Origin of the sequence: Myxococcus sp. CA051A (assembly GCF_013336705.1) — a bacterium.
GTDB classification, from domain to species: Bacteria; Myxococcota; Myxococcia; order Myxococcales; family Myxococcaceae; genus Myxococcus; species Myxococcus llanfairpwllgwyngyllgogerychwyrndrobwllllantysiliogogogochensis.
On sequence record NZ_JABUMS010000002.1, the window covers coordinates 841,587 to 868,136 of the forward strand.

The following is a 26,550-nucleotide window of genomic DNA, read 5'->3' on the forward strand; positions in this document are numbered from 1 at the left end:
GTTCCCTGGAGAAGGGAGCGCGCGTGCAGCTGTCAGGCGGTGCGCGTCAGCGGCACTTCGGCCACGCGGTGATACTCCGGGCCACGGCTCTCGAAGAGGATGAGCCGGTCCACGCGGCCCTGGCCCAGGTCCGTGCCGGACAGGGCCTTCACGCACTCGAGCAGCGCCGGGTCTCCGGACGACGTGTGGCTCCGGGCCAGCGTCAGGTGCGGCGCGTAGTCGCGGTACTCCGACTCGAAGCCGAGCGGCTGCAACTGCTCCGCCGTGTCGGCCTGCAGGGCCTTGAGCGCGTCGGTCTCTCCATGCACGTCCGCCCAGAGCACGCGCGGATGCGTGGCTGTCCCGAAGGTGCCGCCTCCGCCCACCGATAGCGTGAAGGGCGCGTGCCGGGGGCCGACCGAGGCCAGCGCCTCACGGATGGCGGGCAGTCGCGAGGACTCCACTTCCCCCAAGAACACGAGCGTGAGGTGGATGCCTTCGACTCGCACGAAGCGGGCATGGTTCGCGAACTGGCGCAGCCGCTTCAGCTCGGCGGCGACCCGGGCCTCGATGCTGTTCCCCAGCGTGACGGCGGTGAACAGTCGCATGGCTCAGCTCTTTCTCGCGGACCCGCGCGGCCAGAGCGTGTAGGCCCAGAAGGGGATGAAGGCGAGCAGCTCCGCGCCGACGACATACAGCCCGCGCGGCGACAGCATGCCCGCGCCAATGGGCGACACCGGCAGTGGACGCACGGGCGCGAACAGCCGCGCATTCGAGAAGGGCCACAGCAACGCCGCGCCCAGCCCGCCATCCGTCAGCGAGTCCAGGAGCCCGTGGCTCGCCACCGCGAGGAACGCCAGCCCACCCCAGCGGCCCGCGGGCGCCCCCGCCCACTTCGCCACCCCCGCCACCGCGAGCGCCACCGCCGCAGCGAAGACGAACGAGTGCGACGCGCCCCGGTGTCCCCATGGCGCCGCATAGGGAATGCGGAAGACGAAGGCCACCACGTCCGCGTCCGGCAGCAGGGCCAGCATCGAGAAGAGTGCCATGGAGGCAACCAGGCGACGGGTCGACCCACCGTTCGCCTCATACCGCCCCAGGGCCATGCCCACCGCCACGTGACCGATGCTCGCCATGATTTCCTGGGGCGGAAGATACCGCACCTGGGCCTCTTGGCTCGCACGCGGGTGGCTCCCTGGAGGGTGGTGGTAGCGTGCGACCTCATGCGGGTGCTTTCCCATGTCGAGGATACGCTCGCGCGACGCCTGGAAGGGTGGCGCGCGCAGGTGGGCGAGTGGCTCAACCGGGTCCGCGCGGCGGGCACGGCGAGCTGGCTGGTGATGACGTGGCAGTTCGAGTGGCGCACGCCGCTCGGGGTGCTCGCCGCGTACCTGGCGCTGGCGGTGGTGCTGTGGGCCGGCGCGCGCCGCTTTCCCCGCCTGGGGCGGCGCCCGGCGCTCGGGCTCGTCTTCCTGGACATGCCCGCTGTCTTCGCCCTCCAGTCACTGGCCATCGGCACGGCGAACAACGACAACGCGGTGCCCACCGCGCTCTTGACGCTGGGCGTGTACATCGTGCTGGTGGTGCTCGTGTCGCTGGTGACGCTGTCGCGCGTCATCGTCGTGCTGGCCACGGTGGTGGCCATCGGCCTGGAGAAGATGCTGGTGTTCCAGGCCCAGGTGGAGTGGCAGGCGTTCCTGCCGGGCATGGTGCTGGTGCTGGCGCTGGGCGCGCTCGCGGCGGCCTTCATCAGCCGGCAGGTACTGGGGCTGGTGACGCAGGTGGCGCAGGAGGAGGTGCGGCTGGAGCGGCTGGGCCGCTACTTCTCCCCCGAGGTCGCCCGACAGATTGCCCAGCACGGCACCGAGGCGGGAGGCGGCGAGCACCGCGAGGTGACGCTGCTGTTCTCCGACATCCGAGGCTTCACCTCCATGTCCGAGCGCATGGACAGCCCTCAAGTCGTCGCGCTGCTCAACGAGTACCTGTCGCGCATGGTGGATGTGGTGTTCCGCCATGGAGGGACGCTCGACAAGTTCATCGGTGACGGCATCCTCGCGTACTTCGGCGCGCCGCTGGATTTGCCGGGGCACCCGAAGGCCGCGGTGGCGTGTGGGCTGGCCATGCTGGAGGCGCTGGAGACGCTCAACGCGGAGCGCGTGGCGCGCGGTGAGGAGCCGCTGCGAATCGGCATCGGCATCCACACGGGGCGCGTGGTGGTGGGGGACGTGGGCAGCGCGCAGCGGCGCGAGTACACGGTGATTGGCGACGCCGTGAATCTGGCCAGCCGCATCGAAGGGCTCACGAAGAAGGTGGGCGTGGCCATGTTGGTGTCGGAGGCCACGCGCCGCTTCTGCCAGGACGATGCGTCGCTGCGCTTCGAGCCCGCGGCGCCCCTGCCCGTCGCGGGCAAGGCCGAGCCCGTGGCCACCTTCGTCCCGGGCAAGCAGGCGCTGCGCGAGGTGGGCTGAGCGGACGGGGGCCGGGCGGGGAGGCTCGGCGCCCTGGGGCCGGTGGGCTCACACCTGGAAGCCTCGCGCTCCCTCCGGTGACAGGAGGAGTGTGACCATGGCTCAGGGATATTCGTTGAACATCGGGTTGAATCTGGTGGACCCGGCGCACTACGCGGGCTGGGACGGAGCGCTCGTCGCCTGCGAGGCGGACGCCGAGGACATGGTGGCCATCGCCACGGAGCGGAAGTTCTCCACCGTGCGCAAGGTGCTCACCCGGGATGCGACGCGGGGCCGCATCCTGAAGGAGCTGGACGAGGCGTCCCGCGTGCTCCAACCCGGAGACCTGTTCCTGCTGACGTACTCCGGACACGGCGGGCAGCTCCCGGACCGCAACAGCGACGAGTCGGACGCGCAGGACGAGACGTGGGTGCTCTACGACGGAGAGCTCATCGACGACGAAATCCACCTCGCGCTGTCCAAGCTGAAGCAGGGCGTGCGCGTGCTGATGTTCTCCGACAGCTGCCACAGCGGCACGGTGAGCCGGGTGGCGTACTCGGCGCTGAGGAGCAGCGGCAGCCTGGAGATGCTGGCGGACACGCTGCATGACCCGACGCCGGGAGAGCGGCGCTTCAAGGACATGCCCACGGCGATTGCCCTGCGCACGTACCGGGACAACAAGGCCTTCTACGACGACGTCATGGCGGGGCTCCCGAAGGATGACCCCATCGCGAAGACGAAGGCGACGGTGCTGCTCATCTCCGGGTGCCAGGACAACCAGCTCTCCAGCGACGGAGCCTTCAACGGCCTGTTCACCGCGAACCTGCTGCGCGTCTACAACAGCGGGAAGTTCCGGGGCGGCCACCGCACGTTCCACCGCCGCATCGTCCGGCGCATGCCACCGCTCCAGTCGCCCAACTACTCCATCGTCGGCGTCCCCAGCCGCGAGTTCGAGCGGGAGACGCCCTTCGAGGTGTGACAAAGGGCCGAGGGGGGACTGATGGAGTCCCTCCACGGCCCTCTGTCATGACGCCGCGTTCGCGGTGGGGCTCAGTACGCCTTGGAGAACACGATGCGGCCCGGCGAGTCCTCGCCGGTGACGACGCACTTGCCCGGCTCCTGCTTGAGCGCGAAGGGACGGTTGCGCGTGGTCAGGCCCGTCTCTTCCTTGATGCGCGCCTCCACCTTGGGGTCCAGGTTCCAGTGCGCGAGCAGGAAGCCCGCGTCCGCCTTCTCCTTCATCTCCTCGTAGGAGTTGACCTCGAAGGTGTGCTCGTCGCGGAACGTCTTCGCCTTCTGGAAGAGGTCCTTCTGCATCTGGTCCAGCATGGACTGGGCCTTGGCGGCGGCCTCGCCCAGCGGGATGAACTCCTTCACCTTCAAGTCACGGCGCACCATGACGCAGGTGCCCTTGGCCAGGTCCTTGGGGCCAATCTCGATGCGCACGCAGGTGCCCACCAGCTCGTGCTCGAAGTACTTGAAGCCGGGGCCCTTGCTGTCGTCGTCGTCCACCACCACGCCCAGGCCGGACTTGCGCAGGTCGGCGGCGAGCGCGTGGCTCTTCTCCAGGACCTGGGCCTTCTCCGTGTCGGTCGCCTTGCCGAAGATGGGGATGATGACCACGTGCGTGGCCGCCAGCTTCGGCGGGACGATGAGCCCCGAGTCATCCGAGTGGGTCATGATGAGCCCGCCGATGAGGCGCGTGGACACGCCCCAGGACGTCTGCCAGACGAAGTGCTCGCGGCCGTCGCGACCCTGGAACTTGGTGTCGAAGGCCTTGGCGAAGTTCTGGCCCAGGTTGTGGCTGGTGCCGGCCTGCAGCGCCTTCTTGTCCTGCATCATGGCTTCGATGCTGTAGGTGCGCAGGGCGCCGGCGAACCGCTCCGACTCCGACTTGCGGCCCGTCATCACGGGCATGGCCATGTAGTCCTCGGAGAACGTCCGGTAGACCTCCAGCATCTGGAGCGTCTCCTTCTCCGCGTCCTCTTCCGTCTCGTGACAGGTGTGGCCTTCCTGCCAGAGGAACTCGGTGGTGCGCAGGAACAGGCGCGTGCGCATCTCCCAGCGCATCACGTTCGCCCACTGGTTGATGAGCAGGGGCAAATCCCGATAGCTCTGCACCCACTTGGCGAAGCTGCGGTTGATGATGGTCTCCGACGTGGGTCGGATGACGTAGGGCTCCTCGAGCTTGGCGCCGCCCGCGTGGGTGACGACGGCGAGCTGGGGGTTGAAGCCCTCGACGTGCTCGGCTTCCTTCTTGAGGTAGCTCTCGGGGATGAGCAGCGGGAAGTAGGCGTTCTTGTGGCCCAGGTCCTTGAACATCTTGTCCAGGACGCGCTGCATGTTCTCCCACAGCGCGTAGCCGTTGGGACGGATGACCATGCAGCCCTTCACGTCCGAGTAGTCGGCGAGCTTCGCCTTCTGGACCAGGTCGACGTACCACTCGGAAAAGCCCTTCTCTCGGGGCGTGAGCTTATCGGCCATGTGCTGAGCACCTTTTCAAGTCGTTGAAAGAGGACGGTTGCCTACGCTTTGGCCACCCGGAAATCAACGCTCCAGTCGTCCCAGGACGTCCCTCGGCTCGTCCCAGGGTGGGTCGTTCACGTTGCGAGGGCTTTCGGAGGGCGGCGAGGATGCCCCGGCTGTCCCGTGGTCGTCCCAGGAGGAAGACATGCTGCGCGCCGTGGCTGGAGAGGTTCATTCCCTGGCGGTTCCCTTCCGGATGGGGGCGTTCGACCTGGGGGGACGGATGACGGTCATCCGCCTGCCGGGCGGGGGGCTGTGGGTGCACTCGCCGGTCGCCTGCACGCCCGAGGCGCGCGCGACGGTGGACGCGCTGGGCCCGGTGCGCTTCCTGGTCGCGCCCAACCTGATGCACCACCTGCGGGTGGGGGAATGGGCGGCGGCCTATCCGGAGGCGCGCGTGGTGGCGCCGGCGAGCCTGAGGGCGAAGCGGAAGGATTTGCGCATCGACCTGGAGTTGGGGGACGCGGCGGACGCGGGTTGGGCGGGGGTCATCGACCAGGTGCAGGTGAAGGGAATGCCGAAGCTGGACGAGTTCGTGTTCTTCCACCGGCCCACTGGCACGGTGCTGCTCACGGACCTGGCGTTCAACTTTCACCAGACGGGCTCGTGGCTCACGCGCACGTATCTGAAGCTCTGTGGCGCGTGGCAGCGGCTTGCGCCCACGTTCATCACCAAGGCGGTGGTGAAGGACCGGGTGGCGGTGAAGGCGTCGCTGGAGCGGGTGCTCGCGTGGGACGTGAAGCAGGTGGTGGTGTGCCACGGAGACGTGCAGGAGACGGGCGCGCGCGAGGCACTGCGCGAGGCGTTCCACCGGCTCGCGGGCTGAGGGCTCACACGGTGTTTGCGATACACGGGCGACGCGAGGGCCTTGGCGCGGGTCGCCGCCGACCCTTTTTGATACCGGCTATCTGGAGTCCTCTCGCGTGGATGCAACGCGAGCGTCACACCCTGACGGATGCTGGGAAGCGTTGGCGCGTCGCGCTATGACGTGCTCTCCATTTTTCATGGTTTTCCACCTGGAGGCTTCATGCGGTCGTTTCTTCCGTCTCTCGGAGTGGCTGGCGCGCTGACGGCGTGCCTCGTCTCCGGCTCCGCCCTCGCCTACGCCACCGGCCAGACGGGCCACAGCGGCAAGGACAGCTCGCTGACGTGCGCGAGCTCGATGTGCCACTCGACCACGGGTACCAGGCCCACCGTGACCCTCGAGGGACCCGCGTCCCTCGAGCCCGGCCAGACGGGCACCTACGCCCTCGTCATCACCGGCGGCCCCGGCGTTCGCGGCGGCTTCAACGTGGCCACGGATGGCTCCGCCACCCTCACCGCCGGCACCGGCTCCAAGAAGGTCTCCGGCGAGCTCACCCACACCCAGCCCAAGGCCTTCGCCAGCGGCACGGTGCGCTTCGACTTCACCCTCGTCGCCCCGTCCACCGGCGCCACGCTCACCCTGTTCGGCGCGGGCAACTCGACCAACGGCAACAACGAGGACACCGGTGACGCGTCCAACACCGCCACGCTCAAGGTGAAGGTCGGCGACGGCGGAGACGGCGGCGGCGGTGGTGAGGACGACGGCGGTGGCTGCGCCGCGGCCGGTGGCGTGCCCCTCCTGGGCGCAGCCCTGCTGCTGCTCGGCGCGCGTCTGCGCCGCCGCGACGCGTAAGCGGCTGGCTGCTCCTCAATCAGGCACCTGGGGGGCGGGGAGACAGTGAGCGACGGCGCGGCCTAACATCCCGCCCTCGCTCTCCATGCACCTCCGCCTCCTCTCCCTGCTGCTCATGCTGGGGCCGCTCGCGTGTGCGACAGGCCCCGGTCTCCTCCCCCCGGAAGTCCCGCTCGCCGCCGTACACCGCGAGCCTGGGACGCTGCGGGTGATGACCTTCAACATCCAGTCCGGTGCCCGTGGACTCGATGGCGTGGCCCGCGTCATCCGTGCCTCCGTGCCGGACCTCGTCGCGCTCCAGGAGGTCGACGTCGGCTCCAGGCGCGCCGGCGGCATCGATCAGGTGGAGGCCCTCTCCCGCCTCACCGGCCTGCCTCACCGCGCCCACTTCCGCACCACGGACCTGCATGGCGGCGCCTACGGCATCGCCATCCTGTCGCGCTTCCCACTGGAGTCGCTCGCGCAGTACCCGCTGCCCGTGCCCTCGGGCGCGGAGCCGCGCACGCTCGCGCACGCCGTCGTGTCCGTGGATGGCCGCGAGGTGAGCGTCTACCTCACGCATCTCATCCGCCGCCCCTTCAACAACGCCACGCGCCTGCGCCAGAGCGGCTACGTGGCCCGACTGCTCGCCCAGGACTCCCGGCCTCGACTGCTCCTGGGTGACCTCAACGACGACCCGGACTCGCAATCGGTGCGCCTGCTGCGCCGCGATTTGCGCGACGTCGTCGCCGCCACCGGCGGAGCCAGGGGCACCTACCCGATGCCCCTGTTCCTGCCCACGCTGCGCATCGACTATGTGCTGGCCTGTGATGCCTTCACGCCCGTGGCCAGCCGCGTGCTGCGGGTCGCCGCGTCGGACCACTACCCCGTCGTCGCGGACCTGCGGCTGGACGTGCTCCCTCCCACGGACGCGGAAGGTCAGCTCACGTTGAAGCGGTAGAGCACGTCCGGGTCTCCCCGGCTGTAGCCCTTGAGGACCTCGTGCTTCAGGTCCTTCGCGCCGAGCACCGTCAGGCCGCCCCACGCGAAGCCCATCACCGACAGCTCGAAGTACACGTGCGGCTTGGGCACCTTGATGATGTGCAGGTCCGTGTGGCCCGCGCCCGGCAGCACCTCCAGCTCGCCCTCGGTGAAGTAGCCCTTCCAGATGCCGGGCGTGAAGAAGAGGAAGCGGCGGAAGTCACCCGGGCTGAACATCGCCTTGAGCTGCCCCTGGCCCAGCGCGTACTCGGCGGACTTGATGCCGAACTGCCACCACGCGTTGGGGTCTCCTCCGTAGAAGCGCTGGAGCAGCTCCTCGTTGAGCCGCAGGAACGCATCCACCGGGATGCGCGTCACCGGGAGGACGGGCTGCGCGAAGACGGGCTCCTTCTTCTTGATGTCCGCGATGAAGTCCTTCCACGCCTTCTCGCCGTGGGACTGCATCGCCATCTGCTGTCGCGCCAGGAACGCCACGCCTTTGACTTCCATCCGTGTGCCTCCACTGCCTGACCCCGCGCGGGGCCGCGCTCGGGGGAGTCCGTCCCGGCTTCCACGGGAAGCATAGGGTGCGACAACGTCGCGCGCAGGCGACGCCTGCCTGCTACTCGAGCTGAAGACCGCAGTCGGCGCAGGCTCCGGCGACCAGGGGCGCCACGGTGCCGCAGGCCGGACACGGCGGCTCACCGTCCTCCGTCGCGGGCAATGCGAAGGGCGAGGCGCCGTCCGCCAGCACGCCCTCGCGCTGGATGCTGTCCATCCAACGTTGCTGGAGCAGCGTCGCCACGCGCAGGCCGTCCTCGGGGCGCACCAGCACCTGGAACTTCGGGCTGCACCCGGGCTTCGCGCACGCCTCGCGGTGTACCAGCGCGGGGACGTCCGCCTCCAGACAGGCCTCCACCAGCCGCCGGGCGTCCGCCAGCGCCATCTCCGCGCACGGCACCAACTCCACGTCCGACAGCACCTTCGTCACTTCATCCTGGGTCATCACCTGTCGGATTGGAGCCCACGCATGGGCCCTCCGTCCAGCGGCGAGCCGTCTTCTCGGACTCGAGGGCACCTCGCGCCCGCCAGGTCGCATCCCCACCCTGCCCGTCACTTCTTCGAGATTCCACGGGCCTGTACGGGGCGGGTGGGGGCACGACGCAATGCTTCATGGGGCACGGGGCAGCAGGGCCTGCCAGGCGCTGGCGTTGCTGGTCATGGCCTGTCAGCAGTCCGAGGCGGTGGGCCCGAGTCCCTCCGTGGAGAGCCCGCCGGCCGTCGTGCGCGCCCCACAGGCAGGGTCGCTGACGGGAAGGACGCGCTGGCTGCGCGCCTTGACGGGCGCGGGCCGGGAGTCCGCGGTGGGGCTCGCGCACGACACGCGCGGCAACCTGGTGCTGGCCCTCGATTCGGAGGACGCGGTGGCGGACCTCTTCGGTCCGTTGCTGGTACCCGCTTCCGGAACCGCCGCGCCAAAGACCTTCGGCGTGGCGAAGTACGGCACGGGGGGAGAGCGGATGTGGTCCGTCTCCCTGCCGGGCTTCGCGGAGGTCGTCGCGGTGAGCTCCCGCGGACACGTGTTCGTCGCGGGCCGCAATCCGGCGGGCGCGGACCTGGGCGGAGGGCCCCTGCCGGCGGGACGCTTCCTGCTCAAGCTGGGACGGGAGGGAGACTTCGTCTGGGCTCGGAGTCTGGTGTCGCTGGGCGTCTCGCCCGACTTCGTCCTCCAGCGCGCGGAGGTGGACCTGCTGGGCAACGTGGTGCTGGCGGGCACGCTTCCCGACGCGAAGCTCGGCGGGGTTGCCGCGCTGGTGAAGGTGGACGCGAGGGGCGGCTACTTGTGGACGTACGCGCACCCGGAGCCGGGAGCGGCCACCGGCGTGGCGGCGGACCGCGAGGGCTCCCTCTACGTCACGGGGCTGCTGCATCCCCCGCGCTCGCCGGTGACGCTCGACGCGCAGCCGTTCCTGCTCAAGCTGGACCCTCGCGGGCGCCCGCTGTGGGAGCGACGACTCGACACTGCGTCCGGCGGGGCCACCGGGGTGGCGGTGCACGGCGACCGCGTGCTGGTGACGGGCGCGTTCTCCGAACCGCTGACGTTCGAGGGGAAGACGCACGAAGTGGAGCCGGGCGGGAGCGAGGCCTTCGTGGCCGCGTTCGACCGGGAGGGCACACCGCGCTGGGCTCGGGCCTTCGGCTTCCAGGGGCTGGGCATCGCGATGGACGAGCACGACGGCGCCGTCGTCGTGGGCCGCTACGCACACGGTGACGACCTGGGCGCGGGGGCCGTGGTGGGCGCGCCGGGCAGCACGCTCAATCTCTTCATGGTGAAGCTGGACCGCGTGGACGGTGGGGTGCGCTGGGCGCGAGGCTTCGCCATGGCGCCGTCGGGCGTCGGAGAGGTCTCCGAGGAGCGCTTCTTCGTCTCGTCGTCGAAGAAGGGGGCGAGCGCCTTGCTGGGCACGCGGCTCTCCGCGATGGAGTTCGGGACGGTGGCGCTGGGCGAGCCCGGAGGCGGTGGGCGGGAGCTGTTCCTCGGAGGCTTCGAGCCTTGAGGAAAATCGTCGAGGCGGGCTGCGCGCGGCTAACGTGCGGCTCGTGCCTCCAACTTCGCTGAGCGCGCGGCCCGGACGCGTGCGTCGACTGCTCGTGGTGTCCGTGGGTGTGGCGTCGTGCGGCGTGTTCGGCCTGGCGTGGGTGGTGGACCGCTTCGGGCAGCGCGAGCGCGCGGAGCCCTCCGACGCCGTGGTGGTGCTGGGCGCGCGCGTGCTGGCGGGCGGGGTGCCGTCCGGCGCGCTGCGGGCCCGCACGGAGAAGGCGGTGGAGCTGTACCGACGTGGCGTGGCGCCCCGGCTCGTCTTCTCCGGTGGCGTGGGTGTGCATCCGCCGTCGGAGGCGCGGGTGATGCTGACGCTCGCGACGCAGCTGGGCGTCCCCGAGGAGGCGTGCGTGCTGGAGGAGTCGAGCCACTCCACGGAGGACAACGCGCGCCTGACGGCGAAGCTGCTGCGCGACTTGGGCGCGCGGCGCGTGGTGGTCGTCTCCGACCCGTACCACCTGCTGCGCGCGCGGCAGTACTTCCGGCTCAATGGCTTCGAGGTGAGCACGAGCCCCGCGCTGGAGACCGAGCGCAACCTGCACTGGGTGGACCGCTTCTACTGGACGGTGCGCGAGGCCGTCGCGCTGGTGCTGCACCCTCGCGTGTTGTGGGCCCGCGCGCCTGGGGACGCGGGGCCGGACGTCACGACTCCGGCGCGGTGAGCGCGCGCAGCTCGCGCCGGCCTCCGGGCACCGCCACGCGCAGCAGCACGGACTCGCCCGGCTCGGCCTCTTTCAGCACGCGCGCCAGGTCCGTCGCCCGTCGCACCGGCTGGCCTCGCGCCTCCACCACCACCATGCCCGGCAGCAACCCGGAGCGCTCGGCGCTGGAGCCCGGCACCACGTCCGTCACCAACGCGCCCGCGCGCGGCAGCTCCTGCGCTCGCGAGAGCCTGGGGTCCATGTCCGACAGGCTCAGTCCCACGCGCTGGTGCGGCGGCTCCGCGTGCTCCTCCGGCGGCTTGCGCGAGGCCACGCCCTCCAGGTCCGGCCGCGTGCCCAGCTTCGCCTTCAGCTCCGTCTTCTTCCCACCTCGGTACACGGTGAGCGGCAGCTCGGAGCCCGGCGCCTTGAGCGCCACCGTGCGCGTGAGGGCGCGGCCAGAGGTGACGGGGCGTCCCCCCGCCGCGACGATGATGTCATCCGGCTTCAGCCCGGCCTCGGCGGCGGGCGTGCCTTCGTTTACCTCGGTGACGATGGCGCCCTCGCCCTTGGACACCCCCAGCGCGCTGCCCAGGTCCGCCGTCAAATCCTGCACGGCGACGCCCAGCCAGCCCCGCGTGACGGCGCCATCCTTCTCCAACTGGGGCAACAGCTCCTTCACGAGCGTGCTGGGCACGGCGAAGCCGATGCCGGAGCCCTGGCCGACGATGGCCGTGTTGATGCCCACCACCTCGCCGTGGAGGTTGAACAGCGGCCCGCCGGAGTTGCCCGGGTTGATGGCGGCGTCCGTCTGGAGGAAGTCGTCGAAGGGCCCCACCTGGATGTCGCGGGCCTTGGCGGAGACGATGCCCAGGCTGACGCTGGAGGCGAGTCCAAAGGGGTTGCCGATGGCCACCACCCAATCGCCCACGCGCAGCGCGTCCGAGTCGCCCAGCTTCACCACCGGGAGCCCCTTCACATCTCCCTTGAGCTGGAGCACCGCCACGTCCGTGAGCGGGTCTGTCCCCAGCACCTTCGCGTCCAGCTCGCGTCCGTCGGGAAACTGAACGCGTATCTCCGTGGCATCCGCCACCACGTGGTTGTTGGTGAGCACCAACCCCCGAGCGTCGATGACGAAGCCGGAGCCCAGGCCCTGGCGCGGCCCTTCCTCACGCGGGTCCTCGAATGGAGAACCAAAGGGCATGCCGCCGCCGAACGGAGAGCCCGGCCCCCCTCCATTCCAGGGAGAGCCCCGACGAGGGCCGCGCGCGGGTGAGGCCTCCCGCACCTCCACGTTGACGACGGCCGACTTCACCGACTCCACCAGCGGCGCGATGGACGCGAGCGCCCCGCGCATGTCCGGCGGCATCGGCTGCTTCGCGGGAGGCGTGCCCTCCGGAGCCGCCTCGGGTGACGGCGCCGCGGGCTCCTGCTGCGCGGAGGGCGGCGGGGCGGGCGGCGCTTCTTCCTGCTCCCGGCGGCAGCCCGCGAGTGTCAGGACCAGGCCCACGGCCACGACGCGTCTGCTTCCCTTCATCGCGTTCCTCCCCTCGCATCAACGCCGCGCTGCCATGGTGCGGAAGTCGTCCGTCGGAAGAAGCACCGGGCCCTGCCGGCGCGAAAGACGCCGCGTGTCACTTGAGGTGGGGCCCCTGGCGGGAGAAGGCACGAGGAAGCGGGCCTTGCTCGCCCGCTCCACGGGCTTCAGGCCGAGCGCTCGCGCGCCGTCGTCGCGGCGCTCGGAGGCCCCAGCGTGTCCATCCGGCGCAGCAGCTTCTCCAGGATGCGGAAGAGCGCCTTGCGGTCGACGCCGTCGAGGATGGAGAGCAGCTGCCCCATGCCCTGCGTCATGAAGCGCTCGAGCCGCTGGTAGGTCTGCAGGCCGTCGGGCGTGAGCCGACAGCGGACCACGCGGCGGTCGGCCGCGCTGCGCTCGCGCATCAGGTGGCCCTCGCGCTCCAGCCGGTCGACGAGCCCGGTGACGGTCTTCTCGGTGACGCCCAGTCGGCGAGCAAGCTCGCCCATCGTGAGCGAGCCGTCCTGGCCGAGCCAGAGCAGCGCATGCACCTGCGGGGGCGTGAACTGGAGCTGCTCGCAGGTGCTGGCGATGGGGTCACGGAGCGAACGGCGCCGGCCCAGCGCGAGCAGGAGCTGCTGAAGCTTCAGCACGTCCGCCGAGATGTCCTCATCCTCTTTAGGGTGGATATTCCGTGACACGGAGTATGGCTTAGCGGGCAGGGCCCCACGGGTCAACCCGTTGTCACGGCGTGGGCAGCCGTGCGGACAATGCGCTCCCCGTTGGGGGGAGCAAGAGGAGCGTCCAGGAGTGCGTACCATGTCCAGGCTGTGCGTGCTGACCCTGATGCTCCTGGGAGGAGCCGCGAACGCCGAAGAAGGGCTCGTCTTCGCCGCGGCCAGCACCACGGACGTGCTCCAGGAGCTGCGGCCCGCCTTCACGAAGGCCACGGGGCATTCAGTGGTGTTGGCGCTGGGCTCGTCTGGAGACCTGGCACGTCAGGCGATGGCGGGAGCTCCGGCGGATGCCTTCCTCTCGGCGGATGTGGCGAGGATGGAGGCCGTCCAGAAAGCGGGTCTGGTGCAACCCGGGACGCGAGTCGACCTGTTGTCCAACCGGCTGGTGGTCGTCATCCCGCTCGACTCGAAGCGGAAGCTCGTCGGGCCGGAGTCACTGAAGGGGCTGAAGCGGCTGGTGTTGGCGGACCCCGCCATCGTCCCCGCGGGGGTGTACGCGAAGGCGTGGCTGGAGAAGGCGGGGCTGTGGAAGGACCTGGCGCCCCGGGTGGTGCCGGCGCTGGATGTACGGGCCGCGCTGGCGGCGGTGGAGGCGGGCCGCGTGGATGCGGGTGTGGTGTATGCGACAGACGCGGCGCAGTCGAAGAAGGTGCGCGTGGCCTTCGAGGTCCCCGCGACGGACGCGCCCCGCATCGTCTATCCGGTGGCGGCGCTGACGAAGGGCAAGGCACCCGAGGTCGGCCGGGCCTTCGTGCGCTTCCTCCAGTCCGAGCCCGCGAAAGCGGCCTTCCAGCGACATGGCTTCGTCGTGCTCGCTCCAGATGGTGGAGAGTCCGCGAAGTGACGGACGACACGACGGGACTGGTGCTCTTCACGGTGACGGTGGCGGCGGTGGCCACGCTCATCATCCTTCCGCCCGGAGTGGCGGCGGCGTACGCGCTCGCGCGCTGGCGAGGCCCGGGGCGGGGCGTGGTGGACACGGTGCTCGCGCTGCCGCTGGTGCTTCCTCCGACGGCGGTGGGCCTGGTGTTGCTGGAACTCCTGGGCCGCAATGGTCCGTTGGGACGTTTGCTGGATGCGGTGGGCGTGGAGGTGGTCTTCACGCCCGGGGCGGTGGTGCTGGCCAGCGCGGTGATGGCGTTCCCGTTGCTGGTGCGCTCGGCGCGCTCGGGCTTCGAGGAGGTGGACCCGAGACTGGTGGCGGTGGCGCGCACGTTGGGCGACTCGCGGGCACGGGCGTTCTTCCGCGTGACGCTGCCCCTGGCGTGGCGCGGGGTGGCGGTGGGCGCGCTCCTGGCCTTCTCGCGCGCGCTGGGTGAGTTCGGCGCGACGGTGCTGGTGGCGGGGAACATCCCCGGGCGCACGCAGACGTTGTCGCTCGCCATCTTCCAGTACACGCAATTGGGGCAGGACGCGCAGGCGCTCCGGTTGGCGGGTGTGGCGGCGCTCCTGGCCTTCGTGGCGGTGTATGCCACGGAGGGGCTGACGCGATGGCGGGGACGGCGGGTGAGCGCGTGAGCCTGGAGTTGTCCGTGCGCTTGCCGCTGGCGCGCTTCGCGCTGGAGGTCGACGTGCGGTTGGAGGGCGCGTCGGTGGCGGTGCTGGGCCGCTCGGGCTCCGGGAAGACGTCGCTGCTGGAGATTCTCGCGGGGCTTCGACGCGGCGCGCGCGGGCGAGTCGTCGTGGGCGGGCGCGTGCTCCTGGACAGCGCGGCGGGCGTGGACATGGCGCCAGAGGCACGGCGCATGGGGTACGTGCCGCAGGACGCGCTGCTGTTCCCGCACCTCACGGCGGAGCAGAACGTGCGCTATGGCGCGCGCGCGGGCCGGCCGTCGCGTGTCGAGGAAGCCGTGGCGCTGCTGGAGCTGGGGCCGCTGCTGCATCGCTATCCGGCCACGCTGTCGGGAGGCGAGAAGCAGCGCGTGGCGCTGGCGCGAGCGCTGGCCACGGACCCGGCGCTGTTGTTGCTCGACGAGCCGCTGGCCGCGCTGGACGTGACGCTGAAGGAGCGCGTGCTGCCGTACCTCTTGCGCGTGCGGGACGAGGCGCGCGTGCCGATGCTGTACGTGACGCATCAGCTTGGCGAGGCGCGGGTGCTGGCGAAGGAAGCCCTGCTGCTGGAGGACGGGCGCATGCGCGCCTCGGGGCCCGCGTCCGAGGTGCTCGGGGCGTCCGCGCGCGGACTGCTGGCCTCGGAGTCCGAGGGTGAGGAGAACATCCTCGAAGGAGTGCTGGAGCGACCGTCCGAGGGTGGCATCCGGCTGCGGGTGACGGAGGGCCTGTCGCTCTGGGTTCCCGATGCACCGGAGCTGCCGCCAGGCACGAGAGCGGCCTACGCGGTGCCGGCCGAGGACATCCTGTTGTCCATGGGACCGCTGTCGGGCGTGTCCGCGCGCAACGTGCTGGCGGGCACCGTGGTGGGCGTGGAGGGCGCGGGGGCAGGGGAGGCCGCGGCCACGGTGGACATCGTGGGCACGCGGTGGGTGGTGCGACTCACCGAGGCCTCGGTGCGTGAGCTGGGCGTGGCCTCGGGAGTACGTGTGCATCTGGCGGTGAAGACCGCCGCGTGTCGCCGGTTGCGGTGATCGCTGGGGCTCGGCTGCTCGCGGGAGACATGCCGTGGTGCGTTCGCCGGATTCAGGCCCGCCTCGCAATCCACGGCCTGTTCACCCCAGGGAGACGAGACACCGGACCGGGTGTCCCGTCCCCTGGAAGCGGGCTGTCACAACAGACGAACAGGCTCAGTGCAGGCGCTGGTAGAGGACGTCGACGAGGGTTCCGTCGTCGCCGCTCAGCTCCCAGAACATCGCGCCGCCCAGGTTCTTGCTCAGGATGTAGTCGGACTTCGCGTGGAGCGTCTGCGGGTCGTCATACGCAATCCACACGCCGGTGGACGGGCTGTAGACGTAGGCCTGCTTCGCCTCGGGGTGGGTGAACTTGGTGTACCCGGAGCCGGCGCGCTCGTAGTTGGCCTTCACGTCCTTGTAGTCGAACACGCCCGTCAGGCCGGACTGACCATCATCCCAGGTGCCGCGCGTTGGCACGCCGCTCTGGAACAGGCCGTTGTTCACGTTCGGCACGCCGCCCCAGCCACGGCCGTAGAACGGAACACCGACGACAATCTTGTTCGGCGCGACGCCCAGTTCGAGCATCTTCGCCACCGAGCCGTCCGTGTAGAAGCCCGTGTTCGCCATCGGGTCCCCCGTCACCCGGTTGAGCGCCGAGTGGAAGTTCACCGTGCTCTCGAAGGCGCCGTGATAGTCGTAACTCATCACGTTGATCCAATCGAGGATGTTGGACAGGTTCTTCGTCTCCTGCTTGTTCGCGAGCAGGTCCGGCGACGCACCCGTGGCGATGGTGAGCAGGTACGGCTTGCCCGTCTGCGTCGTCACCGCGTTGAGCTGGCTGCGGAACTCCGCCATCAACAGCGTGTAGTTCTGCTTGTCCGCCGGGTTGTTGGTGTTGCCGGGCAGGCCGCCGCCCACCGGGTACTCCCAGTCGATGTCGATGCCGTCGAAGACGCCCGCGCCATTCACCGGGTCCACGCCGGGGTACTGGCCCTTGATGAACAGGTCGACGCAGGACTTCACGAACGCCGTGCGGGACGCCGCCGAGGCCGCCACCTGTGAGAAGTACTTCGACCACGTCCAGCCACCGACGGAGATGAGCACCTTGAGGTGCGTCTGCGTCCGCTTCAGCTCCTTGAAGGCGCGGAAGTTGCCGCGCAGCTGTCCCGGGTCCCACTCGCCCGCCCAGCCGCCGCCCTTGTCGATGTCCGCGAACACGTCACCGAGCACGCACCTGCCATCCGCGGAGATGTTGGAGAACGCGTAGTTGATGTGCGTCAGCTTGGCCGCGGGGATGTGGGCGACCTGGTAGTTGCGGCCGTAGATGCCCCACTGGGTGAAGTACCCCACGATGCGCTTGCTCGGGTTGCCGCCGGGAATCGCCACCGTGACGGGGACCTCGCGGGTCCCCACGTTGCCGGCCGCGTCGAAGGCCCTGAAGACGTAGTTGTAGGAGCCGTTCTGCCCGGAGCTGGAGAAGCTGCGCGTGAAGCTGTTGCCCGTGGAGACGACGGTGCCATTCTCCAGCAGCTCCACCCGCGTCACGCCCACGTTGTCCGTGGCCGTGGCCGTCAGCGTGACGGAGCCCGGGGCGGTGATGTTCGTGGTGCTGGCATTCAGCGTGACGGTGGGCGCGGTGGTGTCACCGGGAATGGTGATGGCCACCGTGACGCTGACCTGCTGCGTGCCCACGTTGCCGGCCGCGTCGAAGGCCCTGAAGACGTACGTATAGGTGCCGTTCTGCGCGGAGCCGGAGAAGCTGCGCGTGTAGCTGTTGCCCGTGGAGACGACGGTGCCGTTCTCCAGCAGCTCCACGCGGGACACACCCACGTTGTCCGTGGCGGTGGCCGTCAGCGTGAGCGAGCCCGGCGCGGTGATGTTCGTCGCGCTGGCATTCAACGTGACGGCGGGCGCGGTGGTGTCACCGCCTCCCGAGGGCCCCAGGTCCAGCCACAGGGCCGCGACGGCCGGAGGCGTCCAGTCCGCCTGTGACGTGTGCGGCTGACGGCACTGGTAGAGCCGGCCGCCGTAGGTGACCTGCGCCCCCACCGCATAGGCGACGCCCACCGCCCACTCCGCGAGGAGCGGGGCCTTCATCACGCTGCCCGGGCCCTCACCCTGTGAGGAGGAAACGTCCTGTCCACAACCGCTCGCGGACAGGGCTGTCACCATCAGTCCAATGAACCACTTGCTGCGACGCATGCGTGCTCTCCTCGGTGCGAGCCCCACGCGCACCGCGCGTCGTTCACGCGGGGTCGACTCGGGAACTCGTTTCCAGGAGGGAGGCTTGGACCTATTTTTCCGGGTTAATGCCTTGCAGCATCAGGATGCGAAAGGAATGTGAGGCTTTGCGGTGGACGGTGTGGATGGAAGAACACGCGCCCGCCGGAAGCGGCCTCAATGCCACTGTTCGATTCCACCCACCCACGTGGCCTGCACGGAGAGGTCCTCGCGCAGCAAGGTGAGGTCCGCGCGATGTCCGGCGGCGAGCATTCCCAGTCGCCCTTCCAACCCGAGCACCTGCGCGGGATAGAGAGACGCCATGCGCAGCGCTTCCTCCAGCGGGACACCGAGCAGGTGGATGCAGTTGCGCACCGCCGCTGACATGTCGATGTCCGCGCCCGCCAGCGTCCCATCCTCCGTCACGAGCCGCCCGTCCCGGCGCAGGATGGTGTGGCCGTACAGCGTGAAGGTGGTCTCGTGGGTTCCCACGGGAGGCATCGCGTCCGTGACGAGCAGGACCTTGCCGCGGGGCTTGGCCTTCAAGAGCTGGCGCAGGTTCGCGGGGTGGACGTGGTGGCCGTCGACGATGACGCCGCACCATGCCTCGTCGGCGCTGAAGCCCGCGAGCACCGGGCCGGGCTGGCGATTGAGCACCGGGGGCATCGCGTTGAACAGGTGCGTGAAGCCGCGCACGCCCGCCGCGACGGACTCCAGGGTCCGCTCGAAGCTCGCCGCCGTGTGGCCCGCGAACAACACGGCGCCGGCGTCGCTGAGGCGCCGCAGGAAGGCGTCCTCCACGCGCTCCGGTGCCAGGGTCATCAGGAGCCGTCCGCCCGCGCGGGACAGGCGCTCGGCGAGCGCGGTGAGGGACTCGAGGTCGCTCGGCTCTGGCTGCCGGATGTAGCGCGGCGCGTGGACGCCGGCGCGCTCGGGGCTGATGAAGGGGCCTTCCAGGTGGATGCCGAGCACCCCACTGCCGGGACGCGCCATCACCTCGGAGGCGGCCTCGCAGGCGCGCGCGGTGAGGTCGGGTGCGTCGGTGATGAACGTGGGGAGCAGGCCCGTGGTCCCCGTGCGACGCATCGTCGTGGCGATGGCGAGCGCCGCGTCGACGGTGGGCGACTCGTTGAACAGCACGCCGCCCGCGCCGTTGACCTGGAGGTCGATGAAGCCCGGGACGAGCAGGGACTCGGAGGGCAGGGTGCGCGCGGTGACGCCCACGGGGGCTTGCTGTCGTGGCACCACGGCGACGATGCGCTCGGCTTCGAGCACCACCGCGTGCCCGTCGAGAATGTGCTCCCCGGTGAACACGCGGGCACCCAGCAGGACCTGTCTCATCACACGGTCTCCGTCACCTTGCGCAGATGGGCGGGGGCATCGGGGTCCAACCCGCGCGCGGTGGCCAGTCGGTGGACCGCCAGGTAGAAGCTCTGCACCTGGCACAGCGGGGCCAGCGCCACCGGCACTCCGGGCACGGTGGGAAGTGTCACGGCGCCGGGGACGGGGAGCACGGAGCGCACGTCGGCGCCCAGCTCCAGCATGCGGCGCACCACGCCGCGTGTTCCTTCCGCTGAACCGTCTTCCTGTCCCAGCGCGAGCACGGGGAAGCCCGGCCGCACGAGCCCGAGCGGTCCATGAAGCACCTCCGCCGCGCTGAACGCCTCGGCGTGCAGTCGGCACGTCTCCTTGAGCTTCAACGCCAGCTCGAGCGCGGCGCCGAGCCCACTGCCCCGACCGACGACGTAGAGGCTCTGGGCCGGGGCCAGGGTCTCCAGCCCGGGCCACCAGTCGAGAGCGCGCGCCGCGTCCAGTGCCTCCGGGAAGGCGGCCACCGCTTCGCGCAGCCTCCCATCCGAGGACCAGTGCGCCACCAGTCGCAGGAAGGCGAGGCCGGAGAGCAGATAGGACTTGGTGGCGGCGACGCTCCGCTCCGGGCCCGCGCCCAGCGGGAGGCTCACGTCGCACAGCGCGCTCAGGGGCGCGGCGGGCTCGTTGACGAAGCCGACGACGAGCGCACCTCCCGCGCGCGCCGCCTCCGTCATCCGCAGCAGGTCGGGACTGCGCCCGGACTGGGAGACGGCGATGAAGAGCGCGTCGCGCAAGTCCAACGCGCGCGCGCCGTAGATGGACGCCACGCTGGGGCCCACCGAGGCGACAGCGCGTCCGAGCGTCGTCTCGATGAGGTACTTGCCGTAGACGGCCGCGTGGTCCGAGCTGCCCCGCGCGCAGGTGACGACGAAGCGCGGAGGATGGCGGCGCAGGCGCTCACCCAGCTCCGCGAAGGCATCCTCTCCGTGGGACAACTGGAGCCGAGCGACGTCCGCGGCCTGCGCGGCCTCGCGCGCCATGATGGGAAGGTGCGCTGACGGGGTCATCGGTTCGGCTCCTGGGGCCCGGCGCCCCCGCTCATGTTCAGCTCCACGACGAAGTCATAGGCGTCGCCCCGGTACTGCGAGCGCACCAGCTCCAGCGGCGTGCCGTCTTCCATCAGCGTGCGGCGTTCGATGTAGAGCGCCGCCGCGCCTTCCGGCACGCGCAGGTGTTCCGCCTGCTCCGCGGTGAGCCGCACCGCGGTCAACCGCTGGAGCGCGCGAAACGGCGTGAAGCCCCGGCTCCGCAGCACTCCGTACAGCGAGCCCTCCACCGTGCGCGGGTCCGGCAGGAAACGCGTGGGGATGACGGCGAGCTCCAGCGCCATGGGCGTCTCATTGGCCGTGCGCAGCCGGTGCAGCCGGCTCACCGTGGCTCCCGGACTCAGCCCGAGCGACATCGTCTCTTCCGGCGTCGCCACCGTCACCACGCGCTGGAGCCACACCGAGCCCGCCGACAGTCCGCGCGAGGCCATGTCGTCGGAGAAGCTCGTCAACGAGGACAGCCGCTGCTCCACGTACGGCACGCGATTGACGAACGTGCCCGCGCCTTGTCGCTGCTGGAGCAGTCCTTCCGTCTGGAGCTCGCGCAGCGCCTTGCGCACCGTGACGCGCGAGACGCCGAACCGCTCCACCAACTCCCGCTCCCCGGGGAGCGCATCCAGGTGTCCGAGCTGCCCACCGACGATGAGTCCTCGCAGGTGCCGCGCGAGCTGGAGATAGAGCGGCATCGGCAGCGCGTTTGAAATCGCGCCCTTGTCGAAAGGGTCGGCTCTACGTGGGTCCACCGACATCGCTCCTCTCAGGTGTCGAACCAGTCGGATACCACTATAGCACCAGCCGGTATTCCCGACCAACCAGAAAGCTCGGTCAGCCAGCCATCCCAAGTGGCTGAATGTACTTGGTAATATCGGCATGGACGAAGTCGCATGTCGCACTGCGTCTCTGGAAAAAGCCGACTACTCCTTGAAATCCGGATTTTTGCTGGTATTGTCATTGAGTCCAGTTTGATACCAGTTGTTGCCGGGGGGCACAGTCATGGCGGAGGAGACGGAGCACATGGCTCGTCGTTTCCAGGGGTTGGACACCTGGGGGACGGCCGAGACGCTGGAGGCGCTCTGGGGCGGTCAGTCCCGGGCGGTGGCGGCCTGCCTGTCCGCGTTGCCGGCGTTGGGCGCGGCGGTGGAGGCCACGGTCGACCGGCTGGCGAGGGGCGACGGGCGGCTGGTGTACGCGGGGGCGGGTTCGTCGGGCGTGCTGGCGGCGCTGGACGCGGTGGAGTTGGGGCCGACGTTCGACTGGCCGGCGTCGCGGGTGGCGGTGGTGGTGGCGGGAGGGTTGGACCTCTCTCACGGGCTCGACGCTGTCGCGGAGGATGACGAGGGCGCGGGTCGGGAGCGTGCGCTGCGGGCGCGGCTGGGACCCGAGGACGTGGTGCTGGGGGTCTCCGCCAGCGGGCACAGCGCCTTCACGGTGGGCGTGTTGGACGTGGCGCGCGGTCGCGACGCGCTCACGGTGGCGCTGACGTGTCGCGCGAAGTCGCCGCTGGCGCGTGTCGCGGCACACGAGGTGGTCGTCGCCTCGGGCGCGGAGGTCATCGCGGGCTCCACGCGGTTGGGCGCGGGGACGGCGCAGAAGGTGATGTTGAACCTCTTCTCCACCTCCGTCATGGCGGGGCTGGGGCGCGTCTTCGACAACCTGATGGTCGATGTGCGGCCGGAAAACGCGAAGCTGCGTCAACGCTGCGTGGCCATGGTGGCGCGGCTTGCCCAGGTGGATGAACTCCGCGCCGCCGAAGCGCTCACGGCACACGGCACCGTCAAACGCGCGGTGCTGGGACTCGCGGGGCTGGATGTCGCGCGAGCGGACGCGGCCCTGGAGCGCGCCGGGGGCAACCTGCGGCTCGCGCTGTCGGCGCTCTCCTCGGAGGAGGTAGACCCCTCATGACCGGACTCCCGCTGAAGCTCGTCACCGCTCGTCCTTCCTCGGCCACGCTGCTGCTCTCCTCGCCGCTGTCGGGCTGGGCGGCGCGGCTGGAAGAGGTGCCCGACCCGGCCTTCGCCCAGCGCCTGGCGGGTGACGGCATCGTGGTGGACCCGACCTCCGCCGAGCTGCGCGCTCCCTGCGACGGTGTCGTCATCTCCATCCACGCCTCGCGCCACGCGTGCACCCTGCGCGCCGAGACGGGGGCGGAGATTCTCCTCCACATCGGCATCGACACGGTGGAGCTGCGCGGCGAGGGCTTCACCGTCCATGTCCAGACGGGCCAGAAGGTGCGCACCGGAGACGTACTGATTGGCTTCGACCTGGACTTGCTCGCACGCAAGGCGCGCAGCCTCCAGACGCTCATGCTGGTGGTCAACGCCGAGGGCTACACCGTGACGGAGCGAGTGGAGGGTCGCTCGGTGTCCGTCGGGGAGCCGTTGCTCGCCGTCACGGGGAGCGCGCCGGTGGCGCCGGAGGGAGCGCGTGAAGAGGGTGCGACGAGGCAGGTCCGGCTGCTCATCGCGCATGGGTTGCACGCCCGTCCCGCGGCGGCGCTCGCCCAGCGGGCGCGGCAACACCCGGGCACGGTGCGCGTCGCCTGTCATGGGCGCGTGGTCAACGGCAAGAGCGTGTCCGCGCTCATGGGTCTGGGGGCCACGCACGGAGACCTGCTGACCCTTCACGTGGAGGGAGAGGCGGCCGAGCGCGTGGCGCAGGAGCTGGCGGAGTGGGTGGCCAGTGGACTGGGCGACCCGACGACGCCCGTCGCGGAGTCGGTGATGACCGCGCGCGGCATCACCCCCGTGCCCGTCGCGCCTCCGACCTTCTCACCTGGAAAGGAGCTGCTGCTCGAGGGCATCGTCGCGTCGCCGGGCTCCGCCGTGGGGCGGGCCGTCCGGGTCATCGACCTCCCCGTCGACCTGCCCGAGCAGGGACTCGGCGTGACGCTGGAAGAACAGCGCCTGTCGGAGGCCCTCGCCCGCGTCCGGAGGGAGCTCGAAGAGGCGATGTCCGCGACGCCCGGGAATGGAGGCGCCCGCGCGGATATCTTCCGGGCGCACCTGGCGCTGCTGGATGACCCGGAGCTCATCGAGGCCGCGAATCGCGAGCTCGCCGCCGGACGTGGCGCGGCCTGGGCGTGGCGCGCGGTCGTCGAGCGACAGGCCGCCGTGCTGCTCGGCCTGGAGGACGCGCGACTGGCGGAGCGCGCGGGGGACCTGCATGACCTCGCGCGCCGCGTCGTCGCCGCGTTGACGGGGGAGGCCAGCTCGCGGATTCCCTCGACGTTGCCGCCGGAGGCCATCCTCGTCGCGGATGAGTTGCTGCCTTCGGAGTTGGCCGCGCTCGAGCCTCATCGCATCGCCGGCATCTGCACCGCGCGGGGCGGGCCCACCTCGCATGTCGCCATCCTCGCGTCGGGCATGGGCCTGCCCGCCGTCGTCGCCCTGGGGAATCAGGCCCTGGGCATTCCGGAGGGCGCGCCGCTCGTCCTCGACGGAGACCGGGGCGAGGTGCGGGTCTTCCCGTCCGAGGAGACCCGTGAGGCCACCCGTCGCGCGATGACGTCGCGCGCGGCCCACCGCCGTGTCCACATGTTGACCGCGCACGAGGACTGCCGCACCGCGGATGGAGTCCGCATCGAGGTGCTCGCGAACCTCGGTCGCCCGGGTGAGGCCGTGACGGCTCGTGACAAGGGCGCGGAGGGCTGTGGCCTCTTGCGCACCGAGTTCCTGTTCCTGGAGCGGGTCCGCGCGCCCGGTGAGGACGAGCAGTTGGCGCGCTACCAGGAAATCGCGGACGCGCTGGGCGGGCGGCCCGTGGTCATCCGCACGCTCGACGTCGGCGGTGACAAGCCGCTGGCCTACCTGCCACTGCCACACGAGGACAATCCGGTGCTGGGCCTGAGGGGCGTGCGGGTGTCGCTGCGAGAGCCCGAGCTGCTGCGCACCCAACTGCGCGCCATCCTCCGGGTCCGTCCCGTGGGGGTCTGCCGCATCCTCGTTCCGATGATTTCCTCGCGGGCGGAGCTGCGCGCCGTGCGCGCCCTTCTCGAATCGGAGCAGCGCGCGCTCGGCCTCACCGCGCCGATTCTCCTGGGCGCCATGGTGGAGGTCCCCGCCGCCGCGGTGCTCGCGGACCAGCTCGCCGCGGAGGCGGACTTCCTGTCCATCGGTACCAATGACCTCACGCAGTACGTGCTGGCCGTGGACCGAGGCAACCCGCACCTCGCGGCGCGGCTGGATGGCCTTCATCCGGGAGTGCTGCGACTGGTGGCGAAGACGGTGGAGGGCGCGCGGGTCCACGGGCGCCCGGTGGCGGTGTGTGGTGGCGTGGCGTCGGAGCCTCGGGCCGCGCCGCTGCTGTTGGGGTTGGGCGTCACGGAGCTGTCCGCCACGCCCTCGGTGATTCCCGACTTGAAGGCATTCATCCGCACGCTGTCCCTCGCGCGCTGCGAGCAGGTCGCGCGTGAGGCCCTGGAACTGGAGAGCGCGGAGGCGGTGCGCGCTCTGGTGTCGAGCACCTGGCCCGGGCTGTAGCCCGGCTCCCAACCCTGGAGGTACGTCGTGGTGAGCAACTCGTTTGCTGGAGTGCAGCAACTCGGGCGTGCGTTGATGTTGCCCATTGCCGTGCTGCCCATCGCGGGCCTGCTGCTGCGGTTGGGGCAGCCGGACCTGCTGGACATCGCCTTCGTCGCGGCGGCCGGAGACGCCATCTTCTCGAACCTCGGCCTGCTGTTCGCCGTGGGCGTGGCCGTCGGCTTCGCCAAGGAGAACCATGGCGCGGCGGGGCTTGCGGGCGCGGTGGGCTACTTCATCATCATCCAGGGCACGCAGGCGCTGGTGACCATTCCGCCCGAGGTGACGGCGGGTCTGGAGGGCGCGGCGAGAGACCTGGCGCTGTCCACCTTCAAGACTCGGCTGGCGGCGAAAATCAGCACGCCGGCCGGCATCCTCGCGGGCCTGAGCGCGGGCCTGCTCTACAACCGCTTCAAGGACACGAAGTTGCCGGAGTACCTGGCGTTCTTCGGAGGGCGCAGGTTCGTTCCCATCGTCACCGGCTTCGCCTGTCTGCTGTTCGCCCTGGCGTTCGGCTTCGCCTGGCCGGTGGTGGAGCTGGGGCTGGATGGGGCCAGCCGCTCGGTGGTCTCCGCCGGAGGACTGGGGCTGTTCCTCTATGGCTTCTTCAATCGACTGCTCATCGTCACCGGGCTGCACCACATCATCAACAACCTCGCCTGGTTCGTGCTCGGTGACTTCAACGGCGTGACGGGAGACCTGAAGCGCTTCTTCGCCGGGGACCCGTCGGCCGGCGCGATGATGGCGGGCTTCTTCCCGGTGATGATGTTCGGTCTGCCGGCGGCGTGCCTCGCCATGTACCACGCGGCGCCCCAGCGCAATCGCGCCAGGGTCGGCGGCGTGCTGCTGTCCATGGCGCTCACCTCCGCGCTGACGGGCGTCACCGAGCCGGTGGAGTTCGCCTTCATGTTCCTGGCCCCGCCGCTGTACCTGCTCCACGCGGTGCTGACGGGCATGTCGCACGTCATCATGAACGTGCTCGGCGTGAAGCTCGGGTTCGGCTTCTCCGCGGGGCTGTTCGACTACGTGCTGAACTACGGCAAGTCCACCCAGCCGCTCCTGTTGCTGCCCGTGGGACTCGCCTACTTCGGCGTCTACTACGGCGTGTTCCGCTTCATCATCGTCCGCTTCAACCTCAAGACACTCGGTCGCGAGGATGAGCTCGCCGCCGTGAGTGCCCCGAGTGAGGGCCGGAGCCTTCCCGCTCCGGCCCTGGCCCGAGGCGAGGCGTACCTGAAGGCGCTCGGAGGCGTGGCCAACCTGAAGGAAGTGGACGCCTGCACCACGCGCCTGAGGCTCCAGGTGGTGGACTCGGAGCGTGTGGACGAGGCCACGCTCAAGCAGCTCGGGGCGCGCGGTGTGCTGCGTCCCGCGCGAGGAAGTGTGCAGGTCATCATCGGTCCCGAGGCGGACCAGCTCGCCGCCGAGGTGAAGCAGGCGCTCCAGGGCGCCGCGGCGCCCGGGGCCGAGCACCGCACCCTGGCGAGGGCCATGCTCGACGCCCTGGGTGGCGCCGCCAACGTGCGCGTCGTGGACAGCTGCACCACGCGGTTGCGGCTGAGCGTCGCGGACGCGTTGCTGGTGAATGACGCGAAGCTTCAGGGGCTGGGGACGCGAGGCGTGGTGAAGCCCGTCAGCGGCAGCGTGCAGGTCATCCTCGGTCCCACCGCGGAGCGTGTCGCGGACGAGCTGCGCGCGATGCTCTAGCACCCGACTCCCCATTCTCTCTTCCAACCGAATGAACCCCTCTCTCGGGAGGGGTGC

Annotated in this window: 24 protein-coding genes; 13 read left to right on the top strand and 11 right to left on the bottom strand. The window is 70.4% G+C overall.

Annotated elements, in window-relative coordinates; translation table 11 throughout:
- Positions 1-32: 32 nt before the first annotated feature.
- Positions 33-587, bottom strand: coding sequence for an RNA 2',3'-cyclic phosphodiesterase (gene thpR, locus HUA74_RS08860; protein WP_174454157.1), 555 nt, complete (start codon positions 585-587; stop codon positions 33-35).
- 3 nt (positions 588-590) lie between these two features.
- The gene (locus HUA74_RS08865; RefSeq protein ID WP_174454158.1) at positions 591-1,115 is read right to left on the bottom strand and encodes a metal-dependent hydrolase; all 525 of its coding nucleotides are present in this window, start codon (positions 1,113-1,115) and stop codon (positions 591-593) included.
- A gap of 87 nt (positions 1,116-1,202) precedes the next feature.
- Between HUA74_RS08865 and HUA74_RS08870 the strand changes: the two genes are divergently transcribed.
- Positions 1,203-2,447: an adenylate/guanylate cyclase domain-containing protein gene (locus HUA74_RS08870; protein WP_141649058.1), complete on the top strand. Its 1,245-nt coding sequence runs from the start codon at positions 1,203-1,205 to the stop codon at positions 2,445-2,447.
- 97 nt (positions 2,448-2,544) lie between these two features.
- Positions 2,545-3,405: a caspase family protein gene (locus HUA74_RS08875; protein WP_174454159.1), complete on the top strand. Its 861-nt coding sequence runs from the start codon at positions 2,545-2,547 to the stop codon at positions 3,403-3,405.
- A 71-nt stretch (positions 3,406-3,476) separates the two neighbouring features.
- Here HUA74_RS08875 and proS read toward each other — a convergent pair whose 3' ends face one another.
- Positions 3,477-4,910: a proline--tRNA ligase gene (gene proS / locus HUA74_RS08880; protein WP_141649056.1), complete on the bottom strand. Its 1,434-nt coding sequence runs from the start codon at positions 4,908-4,910 to the stop codon at positions 3,477-3,479.
- 187 nt (positions 4,911-5,097) lie between these two features.
- Here proS and HUA74_RS46615 point away from each other — a divergent pair, with 187 nt between their 5' ends.
- From HUA74_RS46615 to HUA74_RS08895, 3 genes are all read left to right on the top strand, one after another.
- Complete coding sequence (locus HUA74_RS46615) at positions 5,098-5,778, top strand: DUF4336 domain-containing protein (RefSeq protein WP_174454160.1); 681 nt, start codon at positions 5,098-5,100, stop codon at positions 5,776-5,778.
- Positions 5,779-5,979: 201 nt separating this feature from the next.
- Positions 5,980-6,609: an MXAN_6652 family MXYO-CTERM-anchored protein gene (locus HUA74_RS08890; RefSeq protein WP_174454161.1), complete on the top strand. Its 630-nt coding sequence runs from the start codon at positions 5,980-5,982 to the stop codon at positions 6,607-6,609.
- An 85-nt stretch (positions 6,610-6,694) separates the two neighbouring features.
- Positions 6,695-7,549: an endonuclease/exonuclease/phosphatase family protein gene (locus HUA74_RS08895; RefSeq protein ID WP_141649053.1), complete on the top strand. Its 855-nt coding sequence runs from the start codon at positions 6,695-6,697 to the stop codon at positions 7,547-7,549.
- On the opposite strand, the gene HUA74_RS08900 is transcribed toward HUA74_RS08895, so the two are convergent.
- Both HUA74_RS08900 and HUA74_RS08905 read right to left on the bottom strand, forming a co-directional pair.
- A complete protein-coding gene (locus tag HUA74_RS08900) occupies positions 7,528-8,079 on the bottom strand; it encodes a hypothetical protein (RefSeq protein WP_174454162.1) in 552 nt (183 codons plus the stop codon). The two genes, HUA74_RS08895 and HUA74_RS08900, sit on opposite strands and share 22 nt — an antisense overlap.
- A 112-nt stretch (positions 8,080-8,191) precedes the next feature.
- Positions 8,192-8,575, bottom strand: a complete 384-nt coding sequence (locus HUA74_RS08905; RefSeq protein WP_174454163.1) for a hypothetical protein — start codon at positions 8,573-8,575, stop codon at positions 8,192-8,194.
- Between the two features lie 160 nt (positions 8,576-8,735).
- On the opposite strand from HUA74_RS08905, the gene HUA74_RS08910 reads away from it, so the two are divergent.
- Together HUA74_RS08910 and HUA74_RS08915 are read left to right on the top strand one after the other, a co-directional pair.
- Positions 8,736-10,127, top strand: a complete 1,392-nt coding sequence (locus tag HUA74_RS08910) for a hypothetical protein (RefSeq protein ID WP_174454164.1) — start codon at positions 8,736-8,738, stop codon at positions 10,125-10,127.
- A 43-nt stretch (positions 10,128-10,170) separates the two neighbouring features.
- A complete protein-coding gene (locus HUA74_RS08915) occupies positions 10,171-10,833 on the top strand; it encodes a YdcF family protein (protein WP_174454165.1) in 663 nt (220 codons plus the stop codon).
- On the opposite strand, the gene HUA74_RS08920 is transcribed toward HUA74_RS08915, so the two are convergent.
- Both HUA74_RS08920 and HUA74_RS08925 read right to left on the bottom strand, forming a co-directional pair.
- Positions 10,814-12,349 (bottom strand): trypsin-like peptidase domain-containing protein, encoded by a 1,536-nt coding sequence (locus HUA74_RS08920; protein WP_174454166.1) that lies wholly within the window; start codon positions 12,347-12,349, stop codon positions 10,814-10,816. The two genes, HUA74_RS08915 and HUA74_RS08920, sit on opposite strands and share 20 nt — an antisense overlap.
- Before the next feature lie 167 nt (positions 12,350-12,516).
- Positions 12,517-13,029 carry a MarR family transcriptional regulator gene (locus tag HUA74_RS08925; RefSeq protein WP_174454167.1) on the bottom strand — a complete coding sequence of 171 codons (513 nt, stop codon included), beginning with the start codon at positions 13,027-13,029 and terminating at the stop codon, positions 12,517-12,519.
- Positions 13,030-13,147: 118 nt separating this feature from the next.
- On the opposite strand from HUA74_RS08925, the gene modA reads away from it, so the two are divergent.
- Genes modA through modC form a run of 3 tightly spaced genes read left to right on the top strand, consistent with a single transcriptional unit; the run spans position 13,148 to position 15,650 of the window.
- The gene (gene modA / locus HUA74_RS08930) at positions 13,148-13,909 is read left to right on the top strand and encodes a molybdate ABC transporter substrate-binding protein (RefSeq protein WP_217439538.1); all 762 of its coding nucleotides are present in this window, start codon (positions 13,148-13,150) and stop codon (positions 13,907-13,909) included.
- Positions 13,906-14,583 (top strand): molybdate ABC transporter permease subunit, encoded by a 678-nt coding sequence (gene modB / locus HUA74_RS08935; RefSeq protein WP_174454169.1) that lies wholly within the window; start codon positions 13,906-13,908, stop codon positions 14,581-14,583. Before modA ends, modB begins: the two co-directional genes overlap by 4 nt.
- Positions 14,556-15,650 (top strand): molybdenum ABC transporter ATP-binding protein, encoded by a 1,095-nt coding sequence (modC, locus tag HUA74_RS08940; RefSeq protein WP_217443378.1) that lies wholly within the window; start codon positions 14,556-14,558, stop codon positions 15,648-15,650. Before modB ends, modC begins: the two co-directional genes overlap by 28 nt.
- Positions 15,651-15,806: 156 nt before the next feature.
- Here the strand turns inward: modC and HUA74_RS08945 are convergent, their stop codons facing one another.
- The 4 genes from HUA74_RS08945 to HUA74_RS08960 form a co-directional block, all read right to left on the bottom strand.
- Positions 15,807-17,834 carry a glycosyl hydrolase family 18 protein gene (locus HUA74_RS08945; protein WP_174454170.1) on the bottom strand — a complete coding sequence of 676 codons (2,028 nt, stop codon included), beginning with the start codon at positions 17,832-17,834 and terminating at the stop codon, positions 15,807-15,809.
- 195 nt (positions 17,835-18,029) lie between these two features.
- Positions 18,030-19,193, bottom strand: a complete 1,164-nt coding sequence (nagA, locus tag HUA74_RS08950) for an N-acetylglucosamine-6-phosphate deacetylase (protein WP_174454171.1) — start codon at positions 19,191-19,193, stop codon at positions 18,030-18,032.
- Complete coding sequence (locus HUA74_RS08955) at positions 19,193-20,230, bottom strand: SIS domain-containing protein (RefSeq protein ID WP_174454172.1); 1,038 nt, start codon at positions 20,228-20,230, stop codon at positions 19,193-19,195. The genes nagA and HUA74_RS08955 overlap by 1 nt, the downstream gene beginning before the upstream one ends.
- Positions 20,227-21,012, bottom strand: coding sequence for a GntR family transcriptional regulator (locus tag HUA74_RS08960; protein ID WP_246137350.1), 786 nt, complete (start codon positions 21,010-21,012; stop codon positions 20,227-20,229). The genes HUA74_RS08955 and HUA74_RS08960 overlap by 4 nt, the downstream gene beginning before the upstream one ends.
- A gap of 271 nt (positions 21,013-21,283) precedes the next feature.
- On the opposite strand from HUA74_RS08960, the gene HUA74_RS08965 reads away from it, so the two are divergent.
- The 3 genes from HUA74_RS08965 to nagE are packed head-to-tail and all read left to right on the top strand — an operon-like array spanning position 21,284 to position 26,493.
- On the top strand, positions 21,284-22,171 hold the full coding sequence (locus HUA74_RS08965) for an N-acetylmuramic acid 6-phosphate etherase (protein ID WP_254624975.1): 888 nt from the start codon (positions 21,284-21,286) through the stop codon (positions 22,169-22,171).
- Entirely contained in the window at positions 22,168-24,747 is a 2,580-nt protein-coding gene (gene ptsP, locus HUA74_RS08970) for a phosphoenolpyruvate--protein phosphotransferase (RefSeq protein WP_174454174.1), read from the top strand. The genes HUA74_RS08965 and ptsP overlap by 4 nt, the downstream gene beginning before the upstream one ends.
- Before the next feature lie 30 nt (positions 24,748-24,777).
- Positions 24,778-26,493 (top strand): N-acetylglucosamine-specific PTS transporter subunit IIBC, encoded by a 1,716-nt coding sequence (nagE, locus tag HUA74_RS08975; RefSeq protein WP_371745524.1) that lies wholly within the window; start codon positions 24,778-24,780, stop codon positions 26,491-26,493.
- The last annotated feature ends 57 nt before the right edge of the window (positions 26,494-26,550 follow it).

Bases quoted from the DNA above. Each gene is read 5' to 3' on its own strand.
- HUA74_RS08865 (WP_174454158.1), bottom strand. From the start codon at position 1,115: ATGGCGAGCATCGGTCACGTGGCGGTGGGCATGGCCCTGGGGCGGTAT.
- nagA (WP_174454171.1), bottom strand. From the start codon at position 19,193: ATGAGACAGGTCCTGCTGGGTGCCCGCGTGTTCACCGGGGAGCACATT.
- HUA74_RS08875 (WP_174454159.1), top strand. From the start codon at position 2,545: ATGGCTCAGGGATATTCGTTGAACATCGGGTTGAATCTGGTGGACCCG.
- modA (WP_217439538.1), top strand. From the start codon at position 13,148: ATGTCCAGGCTGTGCGTGCTGACCCTGATGCTCCTGGGAGGAGCCGCG.
- HUA74_RS08870 (WP_141649058.1), top strand. From the start codon at position 1,203: ATGCGGGTGCTTTCCCATGTCGAGGATACGCTCGCGCGACGCCTGGAA.
- HUA74_RS08945 (WP_174454170.1), bottom strand. From the start codon at position 17,834: ATGCGTCGCAGCAAGTGGTTCATTGGACTGATGGTGACAGCCCTGTCC.
- HUA74_RS08895 (WP_141649053.1), top strand. From the start codon at position 6,695: ATGCACCTCCGCCTCCTCTCCCTGCTGCTCATGCTGGGGCCGCTCGCG.
- HUA74_RS08955 (WP_174454172.1), bottom strand. From the start codon at position 20,230: ATGACCCCGTCAGCGCACCTTCCCATCATGGCGCGCGAGGCCGCGCAG.
- ptsP (WP_174454174.1), top strand. From the start codon at position 22,168: ATGACCGGACTCCCGCTGAAGCTCGTCACCGCTCGTCCTTCCTCGGCC.
- proS (WP_141649056.1), bottom strand. From the start codon at position 4,910: ATGGCCGATAAGCTCACGCCCCGAGAGAAGGGCTTTTCCGAGTGGTAC.
- HUA74_RS08890 (WP_174454161.1), top strand. From the start codon at position 5,980: ATGCGGTCGTTTCTTCCGTCTCTCGGAGTGGCTGGCGCGCTGACGGCG.
- HUA74_RS08910 (WP_174454164.1), top strand. From the start codon at position 8,736: ATGCTTCATGGGGCACGGGGCAGCAGGGCCTGCCAGGCGCTGGCGTTG.
- thpR (WP_174454157.1), bottom strand. From the start codon at position 587: ATGCGACTGTTCACCGCCGTCACGCTGGGGAACAGCATCGAGGCCCGG.
- HUA74_RS08920 (WP_174454166.1), bottom strand. From the start codon at position 12,349: ATGAAGGGAAGCAGACGCGTCGTGGCCGTGGGCCTGGTCCTGACACTC.
- HUA74_RS08900 (WP_174454162.1), bottom strand. From the start codon at position 8,079: ATGGAAGTCAAAGGCGTGGCGTTCCTGGCGCGACAGCAGATGGCGATG.
- HUA74_RS08965 (WP_254624975.1), top strand. From the start codon at position 21,284: ATGGCTCGTCGTTTCCAGGGGTTGGACACCTGGGGGACGGCCGAGACG.
- HUA74_RS08905 (WP_174454163.1), bottom strand. From the start codon at position 8,575: ATGACCCAGGATGAAGTGACGAAGGTGCTGTCGGACGTGGAGTTGGTG.
- modC (WP_217443378.1), top strand. From the start codon at position 14,556: ATGGCGGGGACGGCGGGTGAGCGCGTGAGCCTGGAGTTGTCCGTGCGC.
- HUA74_RS46615 (WP_174454160.1), top strand. From the start codon at position 5,098: ATGCTGCGCGCCGTGGCTGGAGAGGTTCATTCCCTGGCGGTTCCCTTC.